The sequence below is a fragment of the Pseudomonas viciae genome (genome assembly GCF_004786035.1).
Lineage (GTDB): Bacteria > Pseudomonadota > Gammaproteobacteria > Pseudomonadales > Pseudomonadaceae > Aquipseudomonas > Aquipseudomonas viciae.
Window position 1 is genome coordinate 3,463,467 of record NZ_CP035088.1, and the last position, 26,079, is coordinate 3,489,545.

25 protein-coding genes and 3 pseudogenes are annotated in these 26,079 nt (G+C 59.6%); 20 read left to right on the top strand and 8 right to left on the bottom strand.

Features of this window, described 5'->3' with window-relative positions:
* The first annotated feature begins 252 nt into the window (after window positions 1-252).
* The 7 genes and pseudogenes from EPZ47_RS15380 to EPZ47_RS30810 form a co-directional block, all read left to right on the top strand.
* The gene (locus EPZ47_RS15380; protein WP_135845571.1) at window positions 253-1,767 is read left to right on the top strand and encodes an amidase; all 1,515 of its coding nucleotides are present in this window, start codon (window positions 253-255) and stop codon (window positions 1,765-1,767) included.
* 76 nt (window positions 1,768-1,843) lie between these two features.
* Window positions 1,844-2,476, top strand: a complete 633-nt coding sequence (gene nthA, locus EPZ47_RS15385; RefSeq protein ID WP_135845572.1) for a nitrile hydratase subunit alpha — start codon at window positions 1,844-1,846, stop codon at window positions 2,474-2,476.
* Between the two features lie 19 nt (window positions 2,477-2,495).
* Window positions 2,496-3,149 (top strand): nitrile hydratase subunit beta, encoded by a 654-nt coding sequence (gene nthB, locus EPZ47_RS15390; RefSeq protein WP_135845573.1) that lies wholly within the window; start codon window positions 2,496-2,498, stop codon window positions 3,147-3,149.
* Between the two features lie 8 nt (window positions 3,150-3,157).
* The gene (locus tag EPZ47_RS15395; RefSeq protein WP_238346620.1) at window positions 3,158-3,586 is read left to right on the top strand and encodes a nitrile hydratase accessory protein; all 429 of its coding nucleotides are present in this window, start codon (window positions 3,158-3,160) and stop codon (window positions 3,584-3,586) included.
* 58 nt (window positions 3,587-3,644) lie between these two features.
* Window positions 3,645-4,322, top strand: coding sequence for an energy-coupling factor ABC transporter permease (locus EPZ47_RS15400; protein ID WP_135845575.1), 678 nt, complete (start codon window positions 3,645-3,647; stop codon window positions 4,320-4,322).
* A 114-nt stretch (window positions 4,323-4,436) separates the two neighbouring features.
* Window positions 4,437-5,429: pseudogene (locus tag EPZ47_RS15405) on the top strand (PAS domain-containing protein); the annotation flags it as partial.
* Between the two features lie 99 nt (window positions 5,430-5,528).
* Window positions 5,529-5,687, top strand: a pseudogene (locus EPZ47_RS30810) (methyl-accepting chemotaxis protein); the annotation flags it as partial.
* 379 nt (window positions 5,688-6,066) lie between these two features.
* On the opposite strand, the gene EPZ47_RS15410 reads toward EPZ47_RS30810, so the two are convergent.
* The gene (locus tag EPZ47_RS15410; protein WP_135845577.1) at window positions 6,067-7,185 is read right to left on the bottom strand and encodes an NADH:flavin oxidoreductase; all 1,119 of its coding nucleotides are present in this window, start codon (window positions 7,183-7,185) and stop codon (window positions 6,067-6,069) included.
* Window positions 7,186-7,287: 102 nt separating this feature from the next.
* On the opposite strand from EPZ47_RS15410, the gene EPZ47_RS15415 reads away from it, so the two are divergent.
* A complete protein-coding gene (locus tag EPZ47_RS15415) occupies window positions 7,288-7,677 on the top strand; it encodes a winged helix-turn-helix transcriptional regulator (protein WP_135845578.1) in 390 nt (129 codons plus the stop codon).
* A gap of 104 nt (window positions 7,678-7,781) precedes the next feature.
* On the opposite strand, the pseudogene EPZ47_RS15420 reads toward EPZ47_RS15415, so the two are convergent.
* Window positions 7,782-8,033: pseudogene (locus EPZ47_RS15420) on the bottom strand (OprD family outer membrane porin); the annotation flags it as partial.
* A gap of 40 nt (window positions 8,034-8,073) precedes the next feature.
* The gene (locus EPZ47_RS15425; RefSeq protein WP_178084259.1) at window positions 8,074-9,054 is read right to left on the bottom strand and encodes an AraC family transcriptional regulator; all 981 of its coding nucleotides are present in this window, start codon (window positions 9,052-9,054) and stop codon (window positions 8,074-8,076) included.
* A gap of 189 nt (window positions 9,055-9,243) precedes the next feature.
* Here EPZ47_RS15425 and EPZ47_RS15430 point away from each other — a divergent pair, with 189 nt between their 5' ends.
* Both EPZ47_RS15430 and EPZ47_RS15435 read left to right on the top strand, forming a co-directional pair.
* Window positions 9,244-10,428, top strand: coding sequence for an aldo/keto reductase (locus EPZ47_RS15430; RefSeq protein ID WP_135845579.1), 1,185 nt, complete (start codon window positions 9,244-9,246; stop codon window positions 10,426-10,428).
* Window positions 10,429-10,486: 58 nt separating this feature from the next.
* Complete coding sequence (locus EPZ47_RS15435) at window positions 10,487-11,197, top strand: hypothetical protein (RefSeq protein WP_178084260.1); 711 nt, start codon at window positions 10,487-10,489, stop codon at window positions 11,195-11,197.
* A 214-nt stretch (window positions 11,198-11,411) separates the two neighbouring features.
* On the opposite strand, the gene EPZ47_RS30115 is transcribed toward EPZ47_RS15435, so the two are convergent.
* The 4 genes from EPZ47_RS30115 to EPZ47_RS15450 form a co-directional block, all read right to left on the bottom strand.
* Window positions 11,412-11,561 (bottom strand): hypothetical protein, encoded by a 150-nt coding sequence (locus tag EPZ47_RS30115; RefSeq protein ID WP_158296357.1) that lies wholly within the window; start codon window positions 11,559-11,561, stop codon window positions 11,412-11,414.
* Between the two features lie 207 nt (window positions 11,562-11,768).
* Window positions 11,769-13,217 carry an APC family permease gene (locus EPZ47_RS15440; RefSeq protein ID WP_135845580.1) on the bottom strand — a complete coding sequence of 483 codons (1,449 nt, stop codon included), beginning with the start codon at window positions 13,215-13,217 and terminating at the stop codon, window positions 11,769-11,771.
* Between the two features lie 204 nt (window positions 13,218-13,421).
* Window positions 13,422-14,162, bottom strand: a complete 741-nt coding sequence (locus tag EPZ47_RS15445) for an IclR family transcriptional regulator (protein WP_135845581.1) — start codon at window positions 14,160-14,162, stop codon at window positions 13,422-13,424.
* A gap of 44 nt (window positions 14,163-14,206) precedes the next feature.
* On the bottom strand, window positions 14,207-15,175 hold the full coding sequence (locus EPZ47_RS15450) for a helix-turn-helix domain-containing protein (protein WP_135845582.1): 969 nt from the start codon (window positions 15,173-15,175) through the stop codon (window positions 14,207-14,209).
* A gap of 216 nt (window positions 15,176-15,391) precedes the next feature.
* Here EPZ47_RS15450 and EPZ47_RS15455 point away from each other — a divergent pair, with 216 nt between their 5' ends.
* The 3 genes from EPZ47_RS15455 to EPZ47_RS15465 all read left to right on the top strand — a co-directional run bounded on the left by EPZ47_RS15455 (window position 15,392) and on the right by EPZ47_RS15465 (window position 18,935).
* Complete coding sequence (locus EPZ47_RS15455) at window positions 15,392-16,765, top strand: aspartate aminotransferase family protein (RefSeq protein WP_135845583.1); 1,374 nt, start codon at window positions 15,392-15,394, stop codon at window positions 16,763-16,765.
* A 43-nt stretch (window positions 16,766-16,808) separates the two neighbouring features.
* Window positions 16,809-18,263 carry an aldehyde dehydrogenase family protein gene (locus EPZ47_RS15460; protein WP_135845584.1) on the top strand — a complete coding sequence of 485 codons (1,455 nt, stop codon included), beginning with the start codon at window positions 16,809-16,811 and terminating at the stop codon, window positions 18,261-18,263.
* Window positions 18,264-18,371: 108 nt separating this feature from the next.
* Complete coding sequence (locus EPZ47_RS15465) at window positions 18,372-18,935, top strand: cytochrome b (RefSeq protein ID WP_135845585.1); 564 nt, start codon at window positions 18,372-18,374, stop codon at window positions 18,933-18,935.
* Between the two features lie 99 nt (window positions 18,936-19,034).
* Here the strand turns inward: EPZ47_RS15465 and EPZ47_RS15470 are convergent, their stop codons facing one another.
* Entirely contained in the window at window positions 19,035-20,372 is a 1,338-nt protein-coding gene (locus EPZ47_RS15470) for an alginate export family protein (protein ID WP_135845586.1), read from the bottom strand.
* Between the two features lie 236 nt (window positions 20,373-20,608).
* On the opposite strand from EPZ47_RS15470, the gene EPZ47_RS15475 reads away from it, so the two are divergent.
* From EPZ47_RS15475 to EPZ47_RS15505, 7 genes are all read left to right on the top strand, one after another.
* Window positions 20,609-20,992 (top strand): DUF6152 family protein, encoded by a 384-nt coding sequence (locus EPZ47_RS15475; RefSeq protein ID WP_135845587.1) that lies wholly within the window; start codon window positions 20,609-20,611, stop codon window positions 20,990-20,992.
* A gap of 78 nt (window positions 20,993-21,070) precedes the next feature.
* Complete coding sequence (locus EPZ47_RS15480; protein ID WP_135845588.1) at window positions 21,071-21,835, top strand: hypothetical protein; 765 nt, start codon at window positions 21,071-21,073, stop codon at window positions 21,833-21,835.
* Window positions 21,836-21,879: 44 nt separating this feature from the next.
* Window positions 21,880-23,376 carry an alpha/beta hydrolase domain-containing protein gene (locus EPZ47_RS15485; RefSeq protein ID WP_238346622.1) on the top strand — a complete coding sequence of 499 codons (1,497 nt, stop codon included), beginning with the start codon at window positions 21,880-21,882 and terminating at the stop codon, window positions 23,374-23,376.
* 21 nt (window positions 23,377-23,397) lie between these two features.
* Entirely contained in the window at window positions 23,398-23,880 is a 483-nt protein-coding gene (locus EPZ47_RS15490; protein WP_135845590.1) for a DUF6644 family protein, read from the top strand.
* Window positions 23,881-23,919: 39 nt separating this feature from the next.
* Window positions 23,920-24,408 (top strand): DUF6644 family protein, encoded by a 489-nt coding sequence (locus EPZ47_RS15495; protein ID WP_135845591.1) that lies wholly within the window; start codon window positions 23,920-23,922, stop codon window positions 24,406-24,408.
* Window positions 24,408-25,148 carry a DUF6162 family protein gene (locus EPZ47_RS15500; protein ID WP_135845592.1) on the top strand — a complete coding sequence of 247 codons (741 nt, stop codon included), beginning with the start codon at window positions 24,408-24,410 and terminating at the stop codon, window positions 25,146-25,148. Before EPZ47_RS15495 ends, EPZ47_RS15500 begins: the two co-directional genes overlap by 1 nt.
* Window positions 25,145-26,077, top strand: a complete 933-nt coding sequence (locus EPZ47_RS15505; protein ID WP_135845593.1) for a metal ABC transporter solute-binding protein, Zn/Mn family — start codon at window positions 25,145-25,147, stop codon at window positions 26,075-26,077. Before EPZ47_RS15500 ends, EPZ47_RS15505 begins: the two co-directional genes overlap by 4 nt.
* The last annotated feature ends 2 nt before the right edge of the window (window positions 26,078-26,079 follow it).

Sequence of the window (26,079 nt, forward strand, 5' to 3'; positions counted from 1 at the left end):
CCCTCCATGCTGCAGAGGCTCGCTCCGGCAGCCGACGGTTACCGTGGCGTGGCTAAAAAAACACGGGCACCCGTGTCCCGCTCAACCAAGCGAATGTCCTCCTCAACCAAGCACCGCTCAATTTGCGGAGATAGCTTGATACCAGCCCCGGCCGCGACTTCGCCAATAGTGCACACCGTGCCCGGGCATCCCGAGATGACGTTTGAACAGACATTGCCACCCTACGGGTTGGCACAGGAAACAGGACACCCCATGGCCATCATCCGCCCGACTCTCGAACAAGTGCAGGATCTCGCCAACCGCCTGCACATACAGCTGACACCCGAGCAAGCCAGCGAATACCTGGCACTTATGCAACCCAGTTTTGATGCCTATGATCTCGTCGATGAGTTGCCAGACTTCATCCCTCCAGTGCGCTACGAGCGCAGTTCTGGTTATCGCCCTTCAAGCACAGATAATCCGCTAAACGCCTGGTACTACAGAACGGAGGTGATGGGCGCCAGTTCGGGCAAGCTTGCTGGCAAGACGGTAGCGCTCAAAGACAATATCTCTCTGGCCGGTGTCCCCATGATGAACGGTGCCGCACCACTGGAGGGTTTCATACCGTCGTTCGATGCCACCGTGGTGACGCGTTTGCTCGACGCTGGAGCAACGATTCTCGGCAAAGCCACCTGTGAACATTACTGCCTCTCCGGTGGTAGCCATACCTCAGACCCAGCGCCTGTGCACAACCCTTTTCGCCAGGGTTTCACGACGGGCGGTTCGTCTTCTGGCAGCGCGGCGCTTGTGGCAACGGGCGAGGTCGACTTGGCTATCGGTGGAGACCAAGGCGGCTCCATCCGCATTCCTGCAGCATGGTGCGGCATTTATGGAATGAAGCCCACCTTCGGTCTGGTGCCCTATACCGGCGTCATGGCGATCGAGTCCACCTTCGACCATGTCGGCCCCATGACGAGCAACGTACGCGATAACGCTCTCATGCTGGAAGTGATGGCCGGAGCGGACGGGCTCGACCCTCGCCAGACCACCCCCAAGGTCGATGCCTATTGCGATTATTTGGAACGAGGCGTGATCGGACTCAGGATCGGGGTTCTCCAGGAAGGCTTCCAACTCGCTAACCAAGATCCACGTATCGCAGAAAAGGTGCGCAGCGCTATCGCCCAGCTCGAGGCTTTGGGCGCGCTGGTCGAGGAGGTATCGGTTCCCGAACACAACCTGGCGGGATCGTTGTGGAGCCCTATCGGCTGTGAAGGCCTGACCATGCAAATGATGCACGGCAATGGAGCGGGTTTTAACTGGAAGGGGCTTTACGACGTGGGCCTGCTGGACAAACAGGTCGGTTGGCGCGATCAGGCCAACGCATTGTCCCCGTCACTCAAGCTTTGCATGTTCGTGGGCCAGTTCGGCCTGGAGCGTTACAACGGTCGCTACTACGCCAAGGCCCAGAACATTGCGCGCTTTGCCCGAGACGCCTATGACAAGGCGTTGAACACCTATGACCTGCTAGTCATGCCGACTGTGCCAATCACCGCTCAGCCGCTGCCGGAACCGGGTTCTTCAATCACCGAGAACGTCACTCGTGCGTTGGAGATGCTTGGCAATACGGCCGCTCAAGACATTACGGGGCATCCAGCCATGTCGATCCCTTGTGGCCTGGTGGACGGACTGCCCGTGGGGCTGATGCTTGTCGGAAGACATTATGCGGAAGGCACCCTCTATCAAGCGGCGGCAGCATTCGAGGCCTCTGTCGACTGGCGGACGTTGTAAACCTACGCATCGCATTGGCGAACAAACACCGGCAAGCAGCACTGAAAGTGAGTATCAACTTCAGAGGAGCCAATACATGAGCCATACGCACGAACATCATCACCATCACGACCACACCGAGCCACCCGAGGCCATCGCCTTGCGTGTCAAGGCGCTCGAATCCCTGTTAATAGAAAAGGGCTTGGTCGACCCAACCGCCATGGATGCTCTGGTGGACACTTACCAGCACAAGGTCGGCCCGCGCAACGGCGCTCAGGTGGTCGCCAAGGCCTGGTCCGACCCCGAATACAAACATCGGCTGCTGGAAGATGCCACGGCGGCCATTGCCGAACTGGGGTTTTCCGGCGTGCAGGGCGAAGACATGGTGGTGGTGGAGAACACCGCGACCGTGCACAACGTGACGGTCTGCACGCTGTGCTCCTGCTACCCCTGGCCGACCCTGGGCCTGCCCCCAGCCTGGTACAAATCCGCGCCCTATCGGTCACGGATAGTCATCGACCCGCGCAGCGTGCTGGCCGAATTCGGTTTGGGCATTCCCAATGACAAGGAAGTTCGCGTCTGGGACAGCAGTGCTGAGTTGCGCTACCTGGTTCTGCCGGAACGTCCGGCGGGCACTGACGGTTGGAGTGAGGAGCAGTTGGTCGAGCTCGTAACGCGTGACGCCATGATCGGCACTGGCCTGCCCAAGACGCCGGGCGACGAAGCCTGAGCCCGAGAAGGAGAAAACCATGAACGGTGTACACGACTTAGGCGGTATGCACGGTTTCGGCCCAGTGCTCACCGAAGAAAATGAACCCATCTTCCATCACGACTGGGAGCGCAGGGTCTTCCCGCTGTTTGCCTCGCTCTTCGTCGGCGGACACTTCAATGTCGACGAATTCCGACACGCCATTGAACGCATGGAACCGGCTGAATACTTGCAGTCGAGTTACTACGAACACTGGCTTCACGCCTTCGAGACCCTGCTGCTGGAAAAAGGCGTGATCAGCGCTGCCGAACTGCAAGGCACGGTCAAACCGACCTCACCGGCACAACCCCCTACGGTGCTCACACCGGACATCGTCGAGGCTGTGATCCTTGGAGGCGCCTCATCCAGGGCAAAGGAACATATCTGCGGCCGCTTCCGGGTCGGTGACCGGGTGCGGACGAAGAACCTCAATCCAACCACCCACACCCGACTGCCGCGCTACGCGCGCGGCAAGGTCGGGACAATCGAGATTGCACACGGCGCGTTTGCCACCCCAGACACAATGGCCCACGGTCTGGGCGAACAACCCCAACAGGTCTATGCCGTTCGCTTCAGTGCCACAGAATTGTGGGGAGTGGCGCGACCGGACAGTGTTTGCATTGATCTGTGGGACAACTATCTGGAGGCCGTATGAGCGCAAGCATGCCTCTCATCCCCCCAATAGCCGGTCTGTCTCTCGACGATGAAGGCCCGGTGTTCGACAAACCTTGGCAGGCCCAGGCTTTTTCCCTGCTGCTACACCTGCACCAAATCGGTCTATTCCCCTGGAAGGACTGGGTGCAGGTATTCAGCGACGAGATCAAGGCGAACCCGGCGCAGCCCGGAGAAAGCGTCAACGACACTTACTACCGGCAATGGATCACTGCGATGGAAAGAATGGTCACCACACTCGGTTTAACGGGTATGGCGGACATCACCCAGCGCACCGAGGAATGGCAGCGAGCTTACTTGAATACCCCCCATGGACAACCGGTAACACTGCTCAACGCGAGTTGCCCACCGGCCCATGGAAACGGGCACGAACACCTGCCACGGCACGAGCCGGTAGCGATCAGCCGTGCCACTCGCTGAGGCCTGGATAGTCTTATTTTAACTTTCGAGGTCGCGAAGCGGCCAAGGGGCAATCGTCATGCATATCGAACCTAATCTGGTGGAAGCTGGAAAAATCTGGCTGAGCTATGTCACTGCCGCAGGTGTCGGCGCCTATACACTCAAACTCGCTGCGCAAGCCATTGGTGAGCGTGGTGTCTTCTCGCTTCTCGCTCGCACTGTCACTGCCACAGCCCTGGTATTCAGCTTCTTCGAGCTACTACCGCACTATCCAGTCGGTGTTTCCGAGGTGCATCTCATCCTGGGGTCAACGCTGTTTCTGCTGCTTGGCGCCGCACCCGCAGCGGCGGGCCTCGTCCTGGGACTGCTGATCCAGAGTCTGTTCTTCGCGCCATTCGACCTGCCGCAATACGGCATGAACGTCACCACTCTTCTGGTACCGCTGTTCGCAGTCGCTGCCCTGGCGAAACGCATCATCGCGCCAAACACGCCGTATGTGGAGCTGAGCTATAGACAAGCTCTGGGGCTGTCGACGGCCTTCCAGGCGGGCATTGTCGCCTGGGTTGCCTTCTGGGCCTTCTACGGGCAAGGCTTCACAGCAGAAAACGCAATGTCAATTCTGACCTTCGGCAGTGCCTACATGACCGTCGTCACCCTCGAACCGCTGTTGGACCTGGCCGTGCTGGCCGGTGCCAAGGCAACCCATCGTCTGCGTGGTAGCACGCTGGTCGAGCGCCGGCTGTACCAGGCCGCCTGAGTCGGCGTACGCCAGTCCAAGTCAGACTGTCCCCGGGCATTCGAAGGCCGTAATGCTCGGGGCGTCAAGAGCAACATCACCCCGCAACCTCGAGAGCAAAAGCAGAGGAATTTGATGTTTTTCAGAAATAGCACCCGCAAGGAACTGAAGCTGCTCGGCGACAGGCTGGAACACCCCGACGGCGAGGGGGTATCCATAGCGGCGAGCGATTCGTTACTGCGACGGGTACTGGATGGCGTAGAACGCCTGCTCTCCGATCGCACGGCGCTCCGAGCCAGCGTGGTCGACCTTAATGCTGAACAACAACGCCTCAAGCTTCAGCTTGGTGAATACGAAACGCAGTTGCACGATCAAGAACAACTTTGGCAATTGGCGGCATGCGGGGCGGGTGATTTGCTCTGGAAATTGCAGCTCAATGGCAGCCTGCAGCCCTCCCGCGACACAGTACTGCAATGGTTCGGCAACCTGCCCACCCAAGCGGACCTCCCCGTCTATCTAGGCCCCTGGAACGATTGTCTTCACCCTGATGACCGCCAGGCCAACCTGGATGCCCTGGCTCATCACCTTGCCGATCGCAACGGGCATGCCCCCTACCAGGTGGAGGTGCGCCTCGCGAGCCACTCGGGAGAATACCGCTGGGTCCAAATCTCTGGCGAAACGCTCCGTGACAAACGGGGCATGCCACAGGTCAGCGTCGGTATTTTGCGTGACATCCATAAGCAGCGCCTGCGAGACGAAGAATTCGCGATGCTTTCAGCCCGCTTCGATATTTCCCGCGAATGCATTCAGGACGCACTCTGGGACATCAATATCATCGCAGGCGATCCAGCCAACCCGCACAACGTCATCTGGTTCTCGTCCCAGATGCGTCGCCTGCTCGGCTACGAAACCGTCGAACAGTTTCCCAATGTATTCGAAAGCTGGTTGTCTCGCCTGCATCCCGAAGACAGCCAGCGTGCCGTGCAGGCTTTTGTCGAACATGTCGCCGATCGCTCCGGCCAAACACCCTTCGATGTGACCTACCGCCTCAGGCACCGCAACGACGAGTATCGTTGGTTCAGAGGCAAAGGTCAGACCCAGCGAAGCACCGACGGCACTCCCTTACGTACAGTGGGGGCGATCACAGACGTGCACTCCTTCCGCGAGGAAAGCCAATTGCGCCAGACTCAGGAACGTCAGCATCAAGCTATGCAGGAAAACCTCGCTCAGCTGACGCAGATAGTCGCCACCATCCAAAGCATCGCCAAACAGACCAATCTACTGGCACTGAACGCGGCCATAGAGGCGGCCAGAGCCGGTGAGGCCGGAAGGGGCTTCGCTGTAGTCGCCGACGAGGTCCGCAAGCTGGCCACCCGTACCAGTCAAGCGACCCAACAGGCGGCCGACATGATGGAGAAGTATTGAGTTCAAGCTACTCGGTGCGAATGGGGTAAAAATGGGGGTATAACTCGCTTTTTTTTGAGCTGAATCCACCGGCCTAGAGCCCAGTCCAAATGTTTTTTGGAGATCCGGAAAGCCTGTAACAGAACTCCACCGAGTTTCGAAAAACGTTTAATACGACTGCACCGCAACGCGGTCCTATTTACACAGGTGTTGAGTGGCCTTGACAGCTTCAGTCATTGAAACAGTCATGGCGCACTCAACAACGGATTACGCTCTCGACCTCGCAAAATCCTAGGCTAGAGCTCTGATTTCTTCAGACTAAAACCTGTGTGGCATCACACTCTCCACTCCGCTTTAAGGCTCAAACCAATTCGGCTAAAGACGCCGGATTGAAGCCCTTCAGCTCCGCGTAATCGCCATTTTCCACTTTGGCGACCCAATCCTTGTCACTCAGCAGAACACGTCCTACGGCGATCAGATCAAACTCTTCGCGCTCCATACGCTCGACCAGGCGGTCCAAGCTTGCAGGGGCTGAGCCCTGGCCGGCGAAGGCGTTAGTGACATCGTTATCCAGCCCGACCGAGCCGACGCTAATGGTTGTGGCTCCAGTGACTTTCTTCGCCCAGCCCGCGCAGTTCAGCCCGTTCTCACCATCAATTTCGGGAAACTCAGGATCCCAGAAGCGTCGCTGCGAGCAATGCAGAACATCAACACCCGCCTCAACCAATGGCAGCAACCAGTCTTCCATCAGTGCTGGGGTCTCGGCGAGACGCACCCCAAAGTCCTGCTGCTTCCACTGGCTGACGCGCATGATGATAGGGAATTCGGGGCCGACCGCATGACGAACGGCAGACACAATCTCAGCGGCAAAGCGCGAGCGCTCTTTGATCGTCGGTCCGCCATAACGATCGATGCGCTGATTGGTGCCAGCCCAGAAGAACTGATCGATCAAATAACCATGGGCCCCATGGATCTCGACGGTGTCGAAACCCAGTCGTTTGGCATCCGCTGCTGCCTTGGCAAAAGCAGCAACTGCGTCTGCAATATCCTCTTCGCTCATTGCCACACCGCGCGGGACATTTGGCGAGTCGAGGCCAGATGGGCTTTCAACCGGCGCATCAGGCTCCCAGCCGCTGACGTCACGCACAGCACCGGTGTGCCAGAGTTGCGGCCCCATACGGCCACCCGCGTTGCGAACAGAATCAATCACGTTCTTCCATCCAGCCAGCGCTGCTTCACCGTGGAAAAAAGGAATGCCGGAACCGTTACGTGAAGCGGGTCGATTAACGACGGTCCCTTCTGACAAAATCAATCCGACCCGCCCCTCGGCCCGCCGCCGGTAGTAGGCAGCGCTCCCTTCACCGGGGATGCCCTCTGGCGAAAATTGCCTCGTCATCGGCGACATGACAATCCGGTTTTTCAGTTCAAGCGATCGGATGGAAAAAGGGCGGAATAGAATGCTGGTATCAGGGTTTGACATTGGATGGACTCCGTTTGCTTTTGGAAGCCATATAAGTATATTTTGTAAACCAGATGTCAATTAGGCACTTAGAGTCGCCTAGGTATACATGAGGAAACGTCGATGCTGGAATTAAAGCCGCAATGTTTTTCGTCGGAGTGCCCAAGCCGGGCGCTGTTCGACCAGATCGCAGATAAGTGGTCAATGATGGTACTGGCGGTGCTGGATGATGGCCCGCACCGCTTTAATGCCATCAAGCGCCGCCTGGAGGGCGTCACTCAGAAGGCACTGACACAGTGCTTGCGGCGGCTGGAACGAAATGGCCTCGTCTCGCGCAAGGTCATTTCGTTCTCGCCCGTGGCAGTGCAGTATGAGATCACCCAACTGGGTCGAACACTGCAGCAGCCATTTCGCGAATTGCATAAATGGACACTCGACAAATTGCCTGAGGTTGAAGCGGCCCGTTTGAAGTTTGACGAGACTGCTGAGGTAAACCTACAAATGCCACATTAAGTGCCTGTTTGACCCTAGGCTTACCTGCAACCGCCTGATGAAGTTAGTTGCTGTTCAAGCGATCGCAGAAGCCACGCTGCCAGGTATTGGGCGAGCGGAATTCGTCACAATAACGATATAGGGTAATTAATAAAGATCCGATTTTCATCAAATTCGTTGGTACTGAAGTCCCTGCGAATACTCGAGTTTCGCCATCTAACGCTGAGATTTTTCAGCGCGCCGGACTGCACCACGTAGGCCAGTTCCGATTCTCGGCCCCATTCTTTGCCATCGGTAATCGGACCTGTATGGACATCATCACCGCTGATATATCGGTTCATTAATGTCAGGCCCGGTACGCCGAGTACCACGAAGTTGCGCGGTCTCTGTCTGGATTAAGGTGATTGGGTCGCTTAATTAGTCGAGCCGTCCACCATTCTCCCGTGCGTGCTTGATGTCTCTTGAGGGTGGGGCTCCGAAACGCCGGGCATATTCGCGACTGAATTGAGCGACGCTTTCATAGCCGACCCGCAACGCGGCGGTATTCACGTCTACCCTCTCGGTCAACATCAGGCTGCGCGCGGCTTGCAGCCGTAGCGATTTTTGATACTGAATGGGGCTGGTACCTGTCAGCTTGCGAAAGCGGTGATGCAGGGTAGAGCTGGCCATGCCCGATCGTTCGGCGAGGTCGGCCACTTGCAACGGTTTATCGTAGTGATATTTGAGCCATTCAATGGCTCTCACGATGCCCTTGTCTCGGTAACCCTCGCGAGTGACACTGCGCAACAAATGCCCCGCTTCACTGAGCAGCAGCCTACCGTATATCTCCCGCTTGATAAGGCCCGACATCAAGCCTGCTTCAAGCGGCCGTTCGATCAGCGTGGCGAGTCGAACGAACGCATCGAGCATCTCACTCGTCGCCACACCGGATACGAAGCCCCGCGCCGCAGTAGTCATTTCCTGCTTTGGCGGTTCCAGGGTCAGGATCACTTCATTGAGCATGGAAAAATCGAGCTTCAACACAACTGATAAATAAGGGGTTTGCTCGTTAGCCGCGGTAACGCGAGCCAGTGTGGGTATATCGACCGAAGTGACGAAAAACGCCCCTTGCTCAAACTCACAGGCTTGCTCGCCGAACGCGATCTCCTTCGCGCCCTGCAGAATGATGGCCACGCAAGGCTCATAAATGCAGTACGTGGGCGTACCTAGCTCGGCTACTCGATAAAAGCTCAAGCCTGGAATCGACGTTGTGCAAGCCTCGTTCAACCCAATCTGCCGGGTGACTTTTTCAATAAGCCGTCTGAGTGCCTGGAGGCGTTCGTTGGGCTGAGCGGGTTCGTGCATGCCCAGGGAACGCACATGGCTGAAACGGAACTGCGAGGAGGAACCGCTCGTCATCACATGTGCCCCTATATAAGGAATGCTCGAGTTTGCTGAGAGTGCGTGACCAGCACAAGTGCATCGGCAGGATTGTGCAAAAGATATGGCGTATTAGGGTCACTCGGCTAACCCTCGTTGCTCTAACTTCTAGTACCAATTACCGGCTTCGATGAGCCCGAGAACCCTCAGTCGCGAAAGGAATGCTGGATGGACAGACGAGATTTTCTTACCTATTCGGCGGCTGGCGCTGTTGCAGCCGCTTTGCTGCCAGCATCGACTGTCGCAAGTTCGCTGGCTACAGCTCCAGCGCCCTCTTCGCTGACAGAACGCGGAAGCGTGATGCCTACGCAAGGGCGGCTCGTGCGCACAGACCTGCCCCTCAATTTGCCCTCGCTTGCCATGAGATACATGACGCCTCAACGCTTTGGTATGGGCGGGACGCAGATTGGCAATATCTTTGCGCCAATCAGCGACGAGCAGGCGGCTTTGGTTCTGCAAGCTGCTTGGGGTGCCGGTGTAAGGCTTTACGACACGTCGCCGTTCTACGGGTTTGGCTTGAGTGAATATCGCCTAGGCCGCTTCCTGCACGACAAAAATCCAGACGATTATGTGGTCTCAACCAAGGTCGGCCGCGTATTGACGGCCGCTGGCGGCCGGCGTGCGGACCATGCCATCTGGAAGTCGCCGGCGCCCTTCAACTATCGATATGACTACACCGCAGCAGGCACGCGCCGCTCCGTGGAAGACAGCCTGCAGCGTCTGGGGTTACCCCGTATCGATATCGTCTTTATCCATGACCTCTCGCCAGATAACACTGAGCTGGAGGGCGGATGGGAAGCGGCGTATCAAATTGCGCGCACAGGGGCGATGGTTGAGCTTGAAAAGATGCGTAATGAAGGGCTCATCAAGGCATGGGGCTTCGGAGTCAATACACCGAACGCCGTGGTTCAGGCCCTGACCAGTAATGACCCGACGCCCGACATCGTGTTGCTTGCCTGCCAGTATTCCCTCCTCGACCACAGCGATGCGTTGCGCAACACCTTTCCGGCATTGAGAAGCAAGGGCACCAGTGTCGTGGTTGGAACACCCCTGAATGATGGATTTCTGGGAGGGCGCAGCCGATACAACTTCAGCCTGGATCTACCTGCCGGAGCGGTAGAAAAACGCGCGCGGATCATGACGGTTGCCAGCCGACATGGCATCGACATTCATACTGCCGCCCTGCAGTTCGCCGCGGCACATCCGCAAGTGTCCGCGATCATTCCGGGGGCACGTTCGCCGGGGCAGATAGTTTCCAATGTACAAGCGATGAAGGTCGGTATTCCGTCAGCCTTTTGGGAGGAGCTCAAGAGCCAGAGCTTGATCGATGCGCAAGCACCGGTTCCTTCCTGAATAGGGTCCACGCCCGTGCTACCAGCTGAATAAGAACACTAGCCTGAGGTCGTAACAAATGAAGATACGAACTTCTTTCATGATTTTCGGCGGCCTACTTGCGCTCTCCAGTAGCGGTCACTTACTCGCGGACACACTTGCGCTGAGCGTTCCCTTGCCTGACCCATTCCCACAGCTAAACGTTCTGACACTCCTTGTAGGTATACACCTGCTCGGTATGTGCTTCGGTCTCGGCGGGGCAACGATGCTGGACCTCTGGATTTTGCGGTGGATGCGCAGAGGTAGCCTCCCCGTTGAAATCGGACGCACCTTTCACTTCATCAGCGACGCGGTCACTGCTGGACTATGCCTCCTGTGGCTTTCAGGCCTTGGTTTCCTGGCCCTTTACGCGATGGAGTCGCCGGAAAAGTTGGAAAATCCTAAACTCTGGGCCAAGGTGATTGTGGTGATCGTCCTGACCATCAATGGAATAATCATCCACGCGTTTGTGTTGCCAGCAGCCCTACGCGACTTGAGTCGTCCGCTGCTCTTTGGAGTCTCCCGCAGGAGAGCTGCCTTATTTCTCGCATCAGGTGCAGTTTCGGGTGTGTCTTGGTACACCGCTTTTGCCTTCGGCATTTTCCGTGAGTTGAATAATACCGTCACATTCCCCCTGTTGGTCATCATGTGGCTCACGCTGATAGTAGCCGCCTCTCTCGCAGCCATTCTGCTCTGGCTAAACTCTGTAGCAGGCGCAAGAAAACTTCCTTCGCTCAGCCCTCCCACTTAAGCGGAGCCTGGACCTGACGATTGTGTACGGGACAACCACATGGGTTACAAAAAAAGTGCATTCCCATAGGTGACACTTTGATTGAAACATAGCCGTCCTTTGCCTCCCTGGCGTTGACCTGACCTTGAGGGTATATAGCGGGAGGCCGGGGTTTTCTAGCCAACCGGGCTCAATTCGCTCAGGAAGTTGCAAGCCGACAGGCAGCGGGAATGTCCTATTGGCGGGCCAGTTCTTCAAAGTACGCCCGCAATGTGCGCGGCTCACGACCGAGGATCGTCCGCAGGGCCAGTGCGCTGCCGAGCAGACCCGCATGTTCATAGTGCGCGAACATGCTGATCATGTCGCCCGGCGAGTCAGTGAGCATTGCGCGGTCGATCGTACCAACCCCGATATTTCGTCCAAGGACCTCACTCAGTATCGCTGCCACTTCGGAGCGAGACTGGATACCTGGCGCGCACAGTTCGAAGGTACCGTACGCCAGTCGATCCTCAGTCAACGCAATGGCCGCCACTTCGGCAACGTCGTGAAACGGATACTCCGCTGCGAACGAAATATCCTTTTCTGAAAATGTTTAAAGCTTGTGGCTACCCAGGGCCATGAACCGCTCCGGGGACACCTGGCGAAGTCGCGCGGCCAGGAACACGCCAGCCAGCAGGGCCGCGGGAATGATCGCGCAGAGTCCATATGACAAGGCCTTGCTCGCGCCCGTCAGCACATCGAAATGCACCACTGCGATAAACAGGACTGCCAACAGTGCAACGCAAGAGAATCCCGGAAAAATCCGTCCACGCCAGATCCCCAGCTTGAGCTCGGGGTGACGCTGGGCAAAGACCCATACCGCGGCGGAAGTGAGCGCCATCAGCAAGATCACGCAAAGCGTAGCCAGGTTGGACAGCCAGGCAAACAACTGCAGGATCGGATCGGCGTCCATGGCGGCGAAAATCAGCACGACTACGGCGGAGATCAAGCTCTGCAACACCGAGCCCATGTGCGGACTCTGGTGCACACGATGGGTGGTCCCCAGCCGGCTGTGCAGCAAACCGTCACGGCCGATCGCATAGAAGTAACGGGCCGCGGCATTGTGGAACGCCAACAGCCCGGCGTAGATACTGACCATGAACAGCACGCGGATGACCTGGGTCAGGTGCGGGCCGACAAAGTGATCGGACATGCCATAGATGAACGTCGTCGGGTCCTGCAAGGCCTGGAGCGTGGCGACGATTTTGTCCGCCCCTACGCCGATCACCATCGACCAGACCGACAGCGCGTAGAAACCACCGATCAGCAGCACCGAGCAGTAGGTTGCAATCGGGATCGTGCGTTGCGGGTTCTTGGCTTCTTCGCCGTAGATGGTGGTGGCCTCGAAGCCGATGAACGCGGCGAAGCAGAACAGCAAGCCGATTGAGGGAGTGCCGCTAAGTACGTGGCTGCGATCGAATGCGTCGAGATTGATGCCACTGTCACCGCCCGTCCTGAGAATGGCGAAGTCCAGGAGCAGGATTGCCAGGTATTCGGCGATCACGATGACCGACAACACCCGGGCGGACAGGTCGATCTTGCGATAGCCAAGGATCGCAATGCTGGCCATCGCCATCAGCGAATACGTCCACCAGGGCAACACCAGGCCGAACACACTCGCCATCGTGCCGCTGACCACGCCACCGAACATGCCATACAGCCCCACCTGGAGGATGTTGTAGGCAAACATCGCCAACACTCCCGCCGCCCCGCCAGCCAAACCACCCAGGCCGCGAGAAGTGAATGCATAGAAACCACCGGCGTTGGTGACATGCCGGGACATGGTGGTGTAGCCCACCGAGAACGCCAGCAACACCAGCAGGGCCAGGATCAGCAAGGCCGGTGTACCGGCGCCGTTACCCAGCATGATGCCTATGGGGAAGCCGCCGGCGATGACACTCAAGGGACTCGCCGCCGAAACCACGAAGAAGATGATGAAGCCGACACCCAGGGCCCCACGCTTGAGCTCCGTGGAGCTGTTGACCGGGAGAGATACACTCATGTTTTCTTGACCTTATTGTATGAGGCAGTCGCTGTAGGATCGATGCAGTCAACCGCTCACCGCCATCGAATAGCGTTGTCGTTCTCGTTGCACGCTGGATTCGATCCTATGCCTCTCCCTGAACGCTCCACTATCCCAAATCGGTAACCAGAGTCCGCTCCTCGAAAAAAACCGCAGGGCTGTCATCCGGCCCCCGCTATCACCTCATTGCAAGGCGATGCGCGCCGTCAGTTCCGACGCCGCGCCGGTCACCAGATCGCACAGGTAGCCCGGTTGAAACGCACGGAACCGCTCACTGCGTCCAACCAGGGTCATGCTGCCAAGGACGCGCTGCTTTTCGTCGAAGATCGGCGCCGCGACGCCACTGCGTCCCGGATGCAGCTCGCTTTCGCTCATACAGTAGCCCTGCTTGCGGATGGCAAGCAGGCTCTTGCTGAACGGTTTCCACGCCAAGCCCTGCTGCTGGGGTTCGGTTGGGTGCGCGTGAGCGTCATAGATGCGGCGGATCTGGCGTGGCAGCAGATACGCCAATACGACCCGTGAAGTCGCGCTGTGGAGCAGATCGATCGGTCGTCCCCTGTCGCCACCAACCGGGCCGACATCGGAGCCCCGCTGGATCAGCACGTTGACCACTGAATCACCATGCCATTCGCTGACCAGCGCATCCAGGCCGGTATCGTCGACCAATTTATCGACCAGGTCCCGGCTGCACGCCAGCAAGGGATCGTACTTCGTCATCTGATGCTCCAGCGTGACGATTCGCGGGCCGAGTGCGTAGCCGCGCGGCAATCGCTTCAAGAAGCCGGCATCGCCGAGTTCGCGCAGATAGCGATAGGCGGTCGCGGGCGTGAAGCCGAGTTCCTGGCAAATGATCTCCACGTCAATGACCGGTTGTTCAGGGCGAAACAAGTCGAAGACCATGAGCAGGCGGCGAAGGCTATTCATCTTTTCTACATCCTTGTGCAGTCGACACCATGCTCGGTAGATGCTCAGGCACGCGCGCAATCGGCGATGGCCGCGCGGGCGGTATGGGAGGGCAATTCTGCGAACAGTTCCTGATACTCCGCCGCAAAATGACTGAGGTGATAGAAGCCCCATTGGGCCGCGACATCACCGATCGAGAGATGCGCGGCCCGGGTGGACATCAAGGTTCGGCGTACACCGTTGAGCCGCACGGAGCGCAAGTAATTGATGGGTGTCGTCTCGGCAACCGAGCGGAAGCTGTTCTGCACGGTACGTCGACTCACCTGGAGTCGCTGGCACAACTCGTCCACGCTGGGCACGTTGTTCAATTCCGCGGTCGCCAGGCGATGGCACTTCTCGACAATAAAGCTGCGTGTGGAGCTTGGAAGACGCTGCTGCTTGTCGCAGGCCGGGTCGGTCATCAGTTGCAGCAACTCGCCGAGCATGGCCTGTTCCAGTTCCAGCTCCCGATCTTGCGTATTGCCAAGATCTTCGTTCGAGAGCGCCTGGGAGAATACGGCCAGCATTCGACGTCGAGCGTCTGCATAGCGTTGCGTGGAGACCCTGATCACCGGCTGACGCAGCAACTGGCTGATTTCCCTGGCCGATGCTGTTTGTGCCAGCGCCTGCTCGAACAGTTCACGTTCGAAGGTAATGGCCAGCAGCTCCATGCCCACCGGCATGTGAAACATGAACTCCTCGCCACCGTGAAGAAAGAACAGGCTGCTGTCGTCCACTTCCCGCCCCTGCATCCGAATCGAACCCGGGACGGTGATGGGCACGGCAAAGCACATCTTGCCTCGGGGGGCCACGCCATGCTGCACCACGCGTTGGTTGATCTGCTCGCGGAATATGTGGCAACGCGCCGTCGTCAACTGTATGAGCGAACTCTCGATCGAGCCAGCGGTTAACTGGCTGTAGTCCTGATTCCACTCCTGGACGGTAGCGGCGTGGACATGGATGTCACGAAAGTGGCTGATGTTCTGAATTTTCATGATGACGAAAGCCTCGGCCAATATTCTTCTTTTTAGGTTGCCCTCCTTGGCGATATTCTCACATTAAGAGAATTCTGCAAATTTCTTTGTGCAAGGGGTCATTCTTCGAAACAAGCGTTCGAGGCGACCCTCCCAATGTGCCGATTCGGGCTACCGGCCAGACAGACGCGACGGGGATGATCGAGACACTGAAAACCGACATCCTGAGAGACCGTCATGAGTGAAACCAAGCTTGAATCCCTCCACTTCGCGGATGCCCCGCGGATCACTTCCACCATTCCTGGCCCCAAGACCACCGAGGCCCTGGCGTTGTCGGCGCGTACCGAGTCGATGGCCCGCGGCGGCGGACGCATGCCCGTGGCCATGGACCGGGCTTTCGGCGCGACCTTCAAGGACGCTGATGGCAACACCTATATCGATTTGTCCGCAGGCGTGGGCGTCAGCAGCGTAGGTCGCTGCCACCCGAAAGTGGTGCAGGCCATCCGCGAACAGTCCGAAGTGCTGATGCACGCCCTGGAAGTCAACAGCACCCGGCGCACCGAACTGGCCGCCAAACTCTCCGAGATCGCACCCGACGGCTTGCGCGGCGATTGCATTACGTTCTTCACGCAAAGCGGCAGCGATGCGCTGGAAGCCGCGATCAAATTCGCCAAACGCGTTACCGGACGGCACCAGATCATCGCCTTCCATGGCGGCTACCACGGCGTGTGGAACGCCTCCGGTGCGCTGACGACCGGTACGGCCTACCGCAAGGGTTACGGCGCCCAGATGGGTGGCGTCATTCACGCCCCCTACCCTTATGCCTACCGCTTCCCCTTCGACACCACGCACAAAAGCGCCGAACAGATCGCCGGCGACTACGTGGATTACCTGCTGAATACCCCTTACACCGCCGCCGATGACGTGGCCGCCGTGATCGTGGAGCCGGTACAGGGTGAAGGCGGCTACGTGCCTCCCTCGCCAGAGTTCCTGCAACTGCTGCGCAAGGCCTGCGACCGCAGCGGCGCGTTGTTGATCGTCGATGAAGTGCAATCCGGGGCGGGACGTACCGGCAAGATGTGGGCGGTCGAGCATTCGGGTGTAAAACCCGACATGCTTACCTTCGGCAAAGGTATCGGCAGCGACCTGCCGATGGCGGGCCTGATCATGCGCTCGGACCTGGCGGCGGCGATTCCTGACGGTTCGATGCCCAATACCTTCGCCGCCAACTCGTTGTCTGCGGCAGTGGCGCTGACCAACATCAGCATCCTGCAGGACCCTGAGCTCGATCTGCTCAATCGCGCTCACACGCTGGGCCTGGAAGCCCAGGAGCGTATCCGTGGCTTCAAGAGCCCCTTCGTCGGCGAGGTTCGCGGGCGTGGCCTGATGATCGGTATCGAGCTGGTCGAAGACCCGGTCACCAAAGCACCGCTGGAGGGTGCCAAGATCGGTCAACTCATGGGTTACCTGCTGAACCACGGCGTGCTGATGATTCCCTGCGGTCGCTACAGCAACGTGATGCGCGTCATGCCCTCGCTGACGATCACACGCTCGCTGTTTTTCAAGGCGCTGGACATCTTTGGCGACGCCCTGGCCTCCCTCGAAGCATGAGGCGCGCAACCCCCGATCACTCACATTACGCAGGGCCCCTAACATGACTCAGCACCTGAATCACTTCATCCAAGGAGCGTCCTTCGAGGCCTCCGACGGTGGGCGCATAACCCTCATCAACCCCGTGACAGAACAGGTGTACGGCAGCTCCGCACGCGGCACGAGCGCGGATGTGGACCGCGCCGTGGAGGCAGCGCGCAGCCAACTCGAGGGTGGCGCCTGGAGCCAGCTCGACGGTGCCCAGCGCGGTCGACTGCTGTCGAAGCTGGCTGACCTGGTGGAACGCGACACCGAGTTGCTGGCTGATCTGGACGCCAACGCCATCGGTCGCTCCCCGATCGAGCCACGCCGGATGGACCTGCCCAACGCGATCGCCAACCTGCGCGCCGCCGCCGGCTGGGCCAACCAACTGGAGGGGCGCACCATTCCCACCGGTGGCTACTTCGGCAGCAAGACCCTCTCGTACACAGTGCGCGAGCCGGTGGGCGTGGTTGGTGCCATCGTGCCCTGGAATTCGCCGCTGATGATCACGGTCTGGAAGCTCGCCGCTTTGCTGGCGGCAGGCTGCACCGTGGTCATCAAGCCTTCGGAAGAAACCCCGCAGTCGGCGCTGCACCTGGCGGCGCTGGCCCAGGAAGCGGGTTTCCCTGATGGTGTGATCAACGTGGTTACCGGCTACGGTGCACAGGTGGGTCGCGCCTTGTGCGAACACCCGCACGTGGCCAAGATCAGTTTCACCGGCAGCCCCGAGGCCGGACGCGAGATCCAGCGCACCGCCGGCGTGCTGTTCAAGCGTGTGGCACTGGAGCTGGGCGGCAAGAGCCCACAGATTGTCTTTGACGACGCGTCCTTCGACGACGCGTTGCGCGGCTGCGCGCTTGGCTTGTTCGTCAACCAGGGCCAGGTCTGTGCCGCTGGCTCGCGTATCCTGGTGCAGCGCAGCATCGCCGATCGCTTCGCCGCAGCGCTTGCCGATGCCGCCCGAGCAGTCAAGGTGGGCGATCCTCGACAGCCCGACGTGCAGATGGGGCCAGTGGCCAAGAAAGCACAGTTCGAGCGGGTCAACCGTTACATCCAGCTGGGCATCGAACAAGGCGCCTCCCTGCTGGCCGGCGGCGTATCGAACCCCGAGCAGGGCTGGTTTGTGCAGCCGACCATCTTCGCCAACGCCCGCAATGACATGGCGATCGCCCGAGACGAGATCTTCGGCCCCGTTGGCACGGTGATCACGTTCGACAGCGAAGATGAGGCGATCGCAATGGCCAACGATTCCACCTACGGCCTGGCGGCCACGATCTGGACGAGCGATCTGGTGCGAGCGCACCGCGTCGCCGCGGCGGTAAAGGCCGGTGCCGTGGGCATCAACTGCTGGAGCCCGCTGGATGCCAACCTGCCCTGGGGCGGCGTCAAGTCCAGTGGCATTGGCCGTGAAGGCGGGTTCAGCGGCGCGTTGGCCTATACCGAAGAAAAGGTCATCACCGTGCTGCTGCCTAACTGAGAACAAAAAAAACCGCACTGACCGGACCACCCTCCAAGCCCCTGTGTCGTAGAGGGTGGCCGTTCAAATGTGCATTGCGATGCCTTGATGATCGATGGAGAGACTGCGATGAATCCGGTAAATCAAACAACAATTGATCGGTATCCTACGTCCCTGCGTATGTTGCACTGGGTGCGCGCCGTGCTCATCGCCGGCCTCCTCTGGGCTGGCTGGCATATGACCGGGATGAATGATGAAGTGGCAAGCAAATACGAACTCTATTACCCGTGGCACAAATCCTTTGGGGTGTTGATGCTGTTGGTGGTTCTGGTCCAGATCGCCCTGCGCTGGCGCACCCCCAAGCTTCCACAACCCCTGGAAACACTGGCTGGACATGAGCGGTTTTTGTCACAGCTTGTGCAGCGTGCCATGTACGTGCTTATCGTGATTGTGCCGTTGATGGGTTACTCGATGTCGAGTACCTACACGATGAGCGACGGGGTATTCTTTTTTGGGGTGAACCTGCCGGAGCTGCTACCGAAAAATGACGACTGGTTCGTCGTCTTCCAGTGGCTGCACAAAGTACTCGCCTATACCCTGCTCGGCCTGATCGTGCTGCATGTCGCCGGCGCCCTCAAGCACCGGTTCTTCGACCCGGACCCTCGCAACGACGTCCTGCGCCGCATGCTGTGACCGTCCCGTCTTAATCACCTCTCCCGCCGGAAAGCGCCACCGCTGGTGGCGCCTGCGCATCTAACTCTCTGCAACAGATGCCGCCAGCGGCGACTCAGATCAGAACGTCACCCACACGATGAACTGCAAGTAAGTGTTGGTTGATGCGCTCCCGCTCTGCAAACCACCGTCGCCGAGCCACTTCCTTGGCTTGTAGAAACCCACCAGCGGCGACAGCGTGACGTTATCCGTCACCATCCAGTCCAGATACAGGTCGACCTCACGGGCACTGAAGTCTTGAGTGTCCCGGTCGGAGAGTTGGTTATAGTGGAAGTACATCGCGTTGAGTGTCAGTTTGTCGGTCGGCTGAACCGAGAACAGCACATCGTTGATTTGCATGTTCGAAGTCACTGAACCGGCATAGTTCGCGGCGACTTCACCTTGGTATCGTTTGCGGAAACCGCCCTGGAACAGGAAGTCCCAGCCTTCGGAATAACGCGAATAACGGTAACTTACCGCCGGTTGCCATTTGACGTCGGCAAAGGTGTAGCCCGCGTCGAAGAACATCGCCCGCTGCGACCCCGAACGTTTTTCCTGGCGCGCCACCTCGAATGCAAAATCAGCGTTCTCGATGCCGGCATTGCCCTGGCCACGGATGCTGTAGATATCCATGCCCTTGCGCTCACTCCGATCGGCGAAGGTATATCGCTCGTTGACATCCAGCCCGTGCACATAGGTCGAACCAATCGAGCCGATGGCCGTCGTGTAGTCGATGGTGGCGGCCGCCACTTCGGTCTCCGACTGTCCTGGATTGTCCGACTTCAACCACATCAGGCTGCCGTGAAGCCCCTGCGTACCGCCCAGCTTCAGAACGGCCGTATTGCCGAAGGCCAATCGCGGCCCCAGGTAAAAGGCGCCGCCGCGATTGAACCGACCGTCCGCGACACCAGGGATGGGGCTGAAGGCCTTGCCGGGGGCGAACCCGTCGTCGGTGATCAGGAAACCGTCCACCGTCACGATCTGCCGACCAAAAGAGAAATCAACGCCATCCGTACCCAGGGCGGGAATCAGATCACCTGACTTCCAACCCAGATAGGCATCTTCTACCGCCGTTCTTCTTTCATTCCCGGCAGTGATCGCTCCCGCGTCCCCGTCGCCCCATGAGCCCGTACTGATCAGGCTGAACCCGCCGTAGATCGAGCCGGGACCGATCTTGTCCGTCGTGCCGTTTACACCGTACTTGGCGAAGCCTTCCTGCCATCGCATCCTGCCGGGCTCCTCCTGCGGGTTGGCGAGGTAATTCTTTTCACTGCCGAACCAACCAAACCCCGCCCAGAGGTCGGCATTCAGGACAGTTGCACCATCGTCTTCGTTGTAGAGCTCGTAGGCCTGTGCCTGCGGCTCCAATGTGCAGAGTGCAACCAACGAAAGTAATGGGGCGTAGTGGGGGGTGCGCATGACGTCTCTCCTGTTTTTATATTTATGAGGCGAGTCATGAGTGTTCCGACTCGGGCTGCCCATGCGGTAGCCCAAATCAGCATGTGGACATGGGTTGCCCCTCCATTCCCTTGGTCCCATCGCTGCCCACTGAAAACCTGTCCTGGGATTTGAATGGTTGCCGTTTTGGGCTACGGCCTGCGCAGGTGTCCCCCTATGCTGGGGCCATAAGAACGCATAAGAACGAGGCATCCGTCATGATCCCATCCCCGCTGTTACGTCAGGGGCTTTGCCTGCTGACCATCGTCGCTTGCAGTGCCCTACCGTCCCTGGCCACCGCCCACCATTCATTCGCGCTTTTCGACCAGACCAAGACGGTCACGGTCCAGGGCGTGGTCGAGCGCTTCGCCTGGACCAATCCGCACATCACGATCTACCTCGATACGCCCGGCCCGCCCTCCCAGCGCTACAAGATCGAGACCGGCAGTGTCAACGCGCTGCAACGCGCGGGCTGGAGCGCTGACTCGATCAAGGCCGGCGAGAGCGCCGAGGTGTCCTTCAGGCCGCTGAAGAACGGTGACCCGGGAGGACTGCTCGTGGAGATCAAGATCGGTGACGTCGTGCTCACGGGCGGCGGTTAGGCGAAGTCCTTCCCTCCCCCGCTTCATGACCATCGAACTTAACCGAACCAAACAGGCCAGCAGCGTGGAGACGTTTCAATGAAACCGACACGAACCTTGAGCGCAGCAACGATCTTCCTCGGCATCGTCCTCGTGACCGTCGCCGGGATGTGCAACGCGGCAGCGTCGAAGACCCAGCACGACAAGCGCCCGGACATCAGCGGCACCTGGGAAAGGACTCCGGATGACTGGTTCGGAGAGAACCCGGACGAGCCGGTGCACCCGGGCGGACCGATGGACCTGAAGGAACCCTATGCCAGCCAATACGCCGAGTTGAAGAAAAAACAGGCCGTCGCGAACGAAGCCGGGACGCCGCTGGCCACGACGAGCTCCAGATGCCTGCCCGAGGGCATGCCAACGTTGATGGCGGCGCTCTTCCCGATCCAGATCATTCACGACGACAAGCAAGTGGTTGTCCTTGGCGAATACCTCCAGCAGGTACGCCGGATTCTCTTGAACGAGGCAATGCCGCCAAAAGAGAAGCTCGACCCCAAGTACCAGGGCCATTCGCGCGGCCACTGGGAAGGCGACACGCTCGTCGTGGAGACACAACGTGTGCGAACGGACGTGACGTTCTATGACGTTCCCCATGGTGCGGACATGAAGATCACCGAACGCATCAGGCTGCGGGGGCCGGACCACTTGGAGAACCAGGTGGTGATCGAGGACCCGCAGGTGCTCAACACCCCGTATCGCTTCACGTTCGACTACAAGCGCTCCAACTACGCCATTCAAGAGTATGTCTGCGAGAACAACCAGATCGTGATCGACAGCGAGGGCAAGGCGTCCCTCAGCCGTGAGTGAAGCCCTATCAATGACCCCTTGGAGGTGACCGGATGGAACGACCGATGACCATCAGCATCCTGCGGCCAACGCTACAAGGCGCCCTGCTGTCGCTGATGCTGACCTCGAACACCTTCGCCGAGGTGCCCCGCATGCCCACGGTCATTGCCGTGCCGCCCTCCAGCGTACTGCCGCTGTCGTCGGCGAAGCGACCGGGCACCGAACACAGCGACCTCGACATGTACGACTACATCGAAGAGGAGTTTTACCTGCAAGGCATCGCCCCGGCCATTACCGCCGCGGGCAAAACCCTCCTCGAGGCGCCCTATACCACGCGCATTCTGGTGCGCAAGCCGGCAGACCCCGCGCACTTCAATGGCACGGTGGTAATCGAGCCATTCAGTTGGTTTGGCGAGCGCGGCGCGGGATGGATCCTGACCCGTGATTACTTGCTGCGGCGTGGCTACGCGTACATCGGCTACACGCTGAACATGAACAAGCCGACTGTCGATCCCAAATTCATCTCGGACACCCCGGCTGCCGAGGCCGAGCAGGTCGCCCAATACGGACGGATCGTGAACTTCGAATTCATGCGCCGCTTCGACTACGCACGCTATGCGCCGTTGGGCACCTATTACGATCCGGAGCGTTTCACGCGCGGTGCCGGTCCCGATCCGTTCGCTCCACAATCCCAGGGCATTGGCGCGCAACTGGCGCTGCTGCTCAAGACCAATGCGGCGCAAGGCCCGTTGGCAGGCCTCGACGTGAAGCGAGTCTACGTCAATAGCTGGGCCGTGACCGCGCAAGTCTGGATGGACTACCTCGACCAGGGCCGGCACCAGCAATGGCGCATGCCCGACGCAAGCCCCTTGATCGATGCCTACATGACGGGGCGCATGGCCTATGGCGAGGTGGGCGGCGACGTCATCCGGCTGCCGCGGCAGATGCCCGACGGCGCGCCGTTCGTGACCGTCTACAGCCAGTCCGAACTGATGCACGACGTGATCGAAGGCATCGACCTGCCGCCGGATACCGACAGCCCGCAGCTTCGCTACTACGAAGTGACCGGCATACCGCATCTGCGGCTGGCCGACCTCGGTACGGAGCATACCGAACTGTTAGCTGCCGACATCGGCAAGGGCGACGACCCACGGTGCCGGACGCTGTACGACGAACCGGTGGAGCTGGTCGTCTCGGCGCTCCTCGATGGCATGGACCAATGGGCGCGCGAGGGCAAAGCCATGCCGAAGGCGCCGCGAGTCCTGCGCGAAGGCAAGGCCGTCGCACGCGACCCCGCCACCGGCAACCTGCAAGGAGGCGTGCGCCCGCCGTGGATCCAGGTGCCCAGCGCGACCTACCTCACGGACCAGGAGACCGGTTGCGGCCTGATCTACGACACCAAAGTGCCCTATTCCAAGGAAGTGCTTGGTCAGCGCTACGGTAGTTTCAGCCACTACGAGCAGGCATTCGAAGAGGCCAAGGGCCTCTCGATCAGGCAGGGCTATCTCCTCCCGGAGGATGCCAAGGGCCTGCGTCCGATCGCAAAACCCCAAGACTTCTAACCCCATGCGGAAGCAAAGCAAATGTCATCAGAACTCATCATCGCCTGGATCTACGCATCACCGTTGAGCACTGCCATCAGGGACCTGTCCTGGGTCGTGCCCACCATCCAGAGCGTTCATATCATTGCCATCGCGGTGATCTTCGGCGCCGCCGTGATCTCTGACCTGCGGCTGGCCGGCATGCTCGCCACGGACGAACCCTTGCGCGGCGTCATTCGCCGTTACTACCCATGGATGCGCGCCGCACTCATCGTCCTGCTCCTCACCGGGTTGGTGATGATCATCGGCGAGCCAGACCGCGTACTGGTCAACACGACGTTCTGGCTGAAGATGTTCCTGGTCGTTGCCGTGTTCACCCTGGCCTGGACAATTCGACGTCCATTGTTGCGCCCCGCTGCTCAGGCTCAAGGCGATAACGAGAAGCCTCCCATCAAGGCGCTGGCCTGGCTGTCGATCGCCCTGTGGTGCGGCGTGATCTTCTGTGGTCGCTGGATTGCTTACTGATCCCAGCGTGTTCAACGAACGTTTTCTCAGGTATTCGCCATGGACATTCAATCGATACTGCAAGCCCTCGAGGACACCCCGGTCGCCGCCCAGATCAGAGAGTCGGGTTCCATTTTCCCAAACCTGGAGTCGGTGCATGTGATCGGCATCGCCCTCGTGTTCGGGACCATCGCCGTCGTCGACTTGCGCCTGCTCGGCGTCGCCTCCCATCGCCGAAGCGCGCTACGGCTGATCCGGGAACTGCTGCCATTCACCTGGGTTGCCTTCGCAGCCTGCGTGATCACTGGCCTGCTCATGTTCGCCTCCAATGCCACCACCTATGCGCAGAACAGCGTTTTCTGGTGGAAGATGGGGCTGTTGGCGCTGGCCGGCCTCAACATGGGGATATTCCACCTGGGCGCCTATCGCCGGATCGACGAGTGGGACACCACCCTGCCGCCTCCCAGCCAGGCACGTATCGCCGGATTCAGTTCGCTGACACTGTGGGTGAGCGTGATATGCCTTGGCCGCTGGATCGGGTTTGTCTGATGGCTCACCTGTCACGAACCAGCCTCGGCGATAACGTAAACGGAGCGGTCCATGTCGTGCGCCCGGCTTCCAGCCGCTGGGAATCGCTGGCCCTGCTGTTTGCAGCCCTGGCAATCATCGCCAGCGTGACAGGTTATGTGCTGCTGCGCCCACAGCACGCCGGCCCACCGACACCCTTGAGCTGGCAGGTGCGCTCCTTCGATGGCCTCGGTGCAGTCGACCAGGCCATCCACAGCGCCCTGCTGCCCGCCGGTGAAGAAATCATCTGGAACAATAACGACACCGGCGGTTGGATCACCCTGGAGCAAGCCCAGAAGATCTTGCTGCCGCCGTTCTACCGAGACGCCTTCTGGAAGACCAATGGCGAGGTGCATTGGCAGTTGATTTTGCCTGGCACCCACCTGCCTCATGCTGGTTCCGTCGATGATCACGACGACGCCGACGCCCCGACGCCGCCGAGCCCCAGCGACGTCTCGAAAGCCACCCAGGGCCAGGGCGCCACGGTCTACTACGGCTCCGTCGGTCGCGCGCGCGGCCAGAGCGCCTACCTGCTCGTCATTGGGCACGCCCATGCCGGCGTCATGTGGGCCAACCAGGCCACGATCTGGATCCACCGCGACCCGAACGCACCTTACCCAGGCATCGTCAAGCCCGAATCGCTGGTCGGCCAAGGTTGGCGCCAGGTCATTCCTTACGACGGTGCCAGCGAAGTCGAACGTGTAAAAGGAAACCAGCCATGACCGTTTCTACCAGACGCCGCGCACTGTGGCGCAGCTGCCTTGCGCTGCTGGTGCTGATACCTGCCCTTGCATTCGCCGGCCCGACAGCGCCCTTGGGCAAGAAGCTCAAGATCGGCGTCACCCTGCACCCCTACTACAGCTTCGTGGCGAACATCGTCGGCGATCGGGCCGAGGTCGTTGCGCTCATTCCGGCGCAAGCGAACCCGCATAACTATCAGCCGCAGCCCGACGACATCACCCGCGCGATGACCCTCGATGCCCTGGTCGTCAACGGCATCGGCCACGATGAATGGGCCTTCCAGATCATCAAGGCCGCCGGTCGCGGGACGACGCTGCCGATCATCCAGGCCAATGCCTCGGTGGCCCTCATTCCCATCGGTGGCGACCAGGACGGTGCCAAGGTGGTCAATCCACATACCTTCGTTTCCACCACGGCGGCGATACAGCAGGTCTTCGAGATCACTCGCAGGCTGGGGGAGCTGGACCCACACAACGCTGCTGCGTATCGACAGAACGCCCTGGCCTATGCCGCGCGCATCCGCGCGCTACGGGCCGGTTTCATGACCCGCTTCGCCGCGCTGGATTTGTCTTCCTTCCGCTGCGCGACCACGCATGCCGGCTACGACTACATGATGCAGGAGTTCGGCCTGTTCGTGAGCGCTGTGATCGAGCCCCGTCACGGCGTCGCGCCGACCGCGCGGCAACTGGCCAACACCCTCGACGCAATCAAGAAGGCCAATGTGAAGGTGTTGTTCGCCGAGAAAAACTTCTCCCTCGATCTCGCCAAGCCTATCGAGGCCGCCACCGGCGTGAAGGTCTTCTCGCTGTCTCATATCACCGGCGATACCTACAGCGCGGACGAATTCGAGGTGGCGATGCGCGAAAACCTCGAGACCTTGGCCGAAGCCGTTGAGTTCATGCAGCGATGAAG

Excerpts from the sequence above, each read along its gene's own strand:
- EPZ47_RS15380 (WP_135845571.1), top strand. The coding sequence starts at position 253 with ATGGCCATCATCCGCCCGACTCTCGAACAAGTGCAGGATCTCGCCAAC.
- nthA (WP_135845572.1), top strand. The coding sequence starts at position 1,844 with ATGAGCCATACGCACGAACATCATCACCATCACGACCACACCGAGCCA.
- nthB (WP_135845573.1), top strand. The coding sequence starts at position 2,496 with ATGAACGGTGTACACGACTTAGGCGGTATGCACGGTTTCGGCCCAGTG.
- EPZ47_RS15395 (WP_238346620.1), top strand. The coding sequence starts at position 3,158 with ATGCCTCTCATCCCCCCAATAGCCGGTCTGTCTCTCGACGATGAAGGC.
- EPZ47_RS15400 (WP_135845575.1), top strand. The coding sequence starts at position 3,645 with ATGCATATCGAACCTAATCTGGTGGAAGCTGGAAAAATCTGGCTGAGC.
- EPZ47_RS15410 (WP_135845577.1), bottom strand. The coding sequence starts at position 7,185 with ATGTCAAACCCTGATACCAGCATTCTATTCCGCCCTTTTTCCATCCGA.
- EPZ47_RS15415 (WP_135845578.1), top strand. The coding sequence starts at position 7,288 with ATGCTGGAATTAAAGCCGCAATGTTTTTCGTCGGAGTGCCCAAGCCGG.
- EPZ47_RS15425 (WP_178084259.1), bottom strand. The coding sequence starts at position 9,054 with ATGACGAGCGGTTCCTCCTCGCAGTTCCGTTTCAGCCATGTGCGTTCC.
- EPZ47_RS15430 (WP_135845579.1), top strand. The coding sequence starts at position 9,244 with ATGGACAGACGAGATTTTCTTACCTATTCGGCGGCTGGCGCTGTTGCA.
- EPZ47_RS15435 (WP_178084260.1), top strand. The coding sequence starts at position 10,487 with ATGAAGATACGAACTTCTTTCATGATTTTCGGCGGCCTACTTGCGCTC.
- EPZ47_RS30115 (WP_158296357.1), bottom strand. The coding sequence starts at position 11,561 with ATGCTCACTGACTCGCCGGGCGACATGATCAGCATGTTCGCGCACTAT.
- EPZ47_RS15440 (WP_135845580.1), bottom strand. The coding sequence starts at position 13,217 with ATGAGTGTATCTCTCCCGGTCAACAGCTCCACGGAGCTCAAGCGTGGG.
- EPZ47_RS15445 (WP_135845581.1), bottom strand. The coding sequence starts at position 14,162 with ATGAATAGCCTTCGCCGCCTGCTCATGGTCTTCGACTTGTTTCGCCCT.
- EPZ47_RS15450 (WP_135845582.1), bottom strand. The coding sequence starts at position 15,175 with ATGAAAATTCAGAACATCAGCCACTTTCGTGACATCCATGTCCACGCC.
- EPZ47_RS15455 (WP_135845583.1), top strand. The coding sequence starts at position 15,392 with ATGAGTGAAACCAAGCTTGAATCCCTCCACTTCGCGGATGCCCCGCGG.
- EPZ47_RS15460 (WP_135845584.1), top strand. The coding sequence starts at position 16,809 with ATGACTCAGCACCTGAATCACTTCATCCAAGGAGCGTCCTTCGAGGCC.
- EPZ47_RS15465 (WP_135845585.1), top strand. The coding sequence starts at position 18,372 with ATGAATCCGGTAAATCAAACAACAATTGATCGGTATCCTACGTCCCTG.
- EPZ47_RS15470 (WP_135845586.1), bottom strand. The coding sequence starts at position 20,372 with ATGCGCACCCCCCACTACGCCCCATTACTTTCGTTGGTTGCACTCTGC.
- EPZ47_RS15475 (WP_135845587.1), top strand. The coding sequence starts at position 20,609 with ATGATCCCATCCCCGCTGTTACGTCAGGGGCTTTGCCTGCTGACCATC.
- EPZ47_RS15480 (WP_135845588.1), top strand. The coding sequence starts at position 21,071 with ATGAAACCGACACGAACCTTGAGCGCAGCAACGATCTTCCTCGGCATC.
- EPZ47_RS15485 (WP_238346622.1), top strand. The coding sequence starts at position 21,880 with ATGACCATCAGCATCCTGCGGCCAACGCTACAAGGCGCCCTGCTGTCG.
- EPZ47_RS15490 (WP_135845590.1), top strand. The coding sequence starts at position 23,398 with ATGTCATCAGAACTCATCATCGCCTGGATCTACGCATCACCGTTGAGC.
- EPZ47_RS15495 (WP_135845591.1), top strand. The coding sequence starts at position 23,920 with ATGGACATTCAATCGATACTGCAAGCCCTCGAGGACACCCCGGTCGCC.
- EPZ47_RS15500 (WP_135845592.1), top strand. The coding sequence starts at position 24,408 with ATGGCTCACCTGTCACGAACCAGCCTCGGCGATAACGTAAACGGAGCG.
- EPZ47_RS15505 (WP_135845593.1), top strand. The coding sequence starts at position 25,145 with ATGACCGTTTCTACCAGACGCCGCGCACTGTGGCGCAGCTGCCTTGCG.